The organism is Haloferax sp. s1, assembly GCF_058382125.1.
In genome coordinates, this window is record NZ_JBZRPK010000105.1 from 1 (window position 1) to 1,066 (window position 1,066).

Genomic DNA, 1,066 nt, shown 5'->3' on the forward strand with positions numbered 1-1,066 from the left:
TCAGTCTCGTGGCGTCCGTGGGGAGGGGGATGGTCAACCCGAGCCTGATTAAGGTCGTCACGGAGTGGTTCCCCTCCGATCAGTTGGGGCTCGGGCAGGGAGTGCTCATGGCCGGCAACACCCTCGGTATTGGGGTGGCGTTCGCGCTGTCCGGAGGGATCGTGCTGACCGCCGTGGGGAGCTGGCAGCGCGTGTTCCTGCTGTACGGTGGGATTACCGTCGCGGCTGGCGTCCTCTGGCTCGTGTTCGTCCGCTCGCCTCGCGAGGAGGAACGACCGACGAACGTCGAAACCGGCATGCCGCTCAGGTCCGGCGAGGGCGTCCCGTTCCGTGAATCGGTTTCATCGGTGCTCCGATCGCCGTCGACGCCCTATGCTCTCGCGCTGATCGGGCTCGCGTACTGGTCCGTGCTGGGGTCGCTCGCCGTGCTCCCCGAGTGGGCCGACGCGCAGGCGTACACAGTTCCCGAGTACATGCTCGGCACCTCGCCGTTCGCCTCGACGATGGGCGCGCTCTTCCTCCCGCCGCTGTCCGACCGCTACACCCGTCGTCTGGGACTCGTTCTGGGCATCCTGGGGCTATCGTTCGGCATCATCATCCTCGCGTTCGCTCCCTTACTTCCCGTGTTCCTGATCGGGTTACTCGTCTCCGGGTTCTTCGGCGGGGGGCTGGCCGCGATGTTCTACATCCTCCCCGGCGAACTCGCGGACATCGACCCCAACCACGTCGGGACGATGTCGGGGATTCTGCTCTCCCTCGGACAGGTAGGGTCCGTCGTCGGGAGCATCGTCGGCGCGCAAACGCTCGCGAGGTACGGTCTCGAAGTGTCGGTGTTCGTCGTCGCCGTCCCCAGTCTGATCGGGCTCCTGCTCTTCACGCGTCTCCACCTCGACGGGCGTGGGCAGGCTGACCCGTCGGGCGGCGCGGTCCCCAGCACCGACTGACGCGGAGCGAGCGTTCGGATACCTTCCTTCTTTCTGACGGCGTTCGAGCGCGAGGGGTCGTCCGGTCCCCGTGTCCGTCGCCGGGACGTTCGTGCGGGCGAGAACGCATTTCCCGGGGGAGC

The 1,066-nt window shown here is 67.2% G+C and carries 1 protein-coding gene; it reads left to right on the forward strand.

Going from position 1 to position 1,066, the window contains the following annotated elements; translation table 11 throughout:
• Positions 1–17: 17 nt before the first annotated feature.
• Positions 18–944 (forward strand): MFS transporter, encoded by a 927-nt coding sequence (locus QT222_RS00730; protein WP_491475980.1) that lies wholly within the window; start codon positions 18–20, stop codon positions 942–944.
• Positions 945–1,066: the final 122 nt, after the last annotated feature.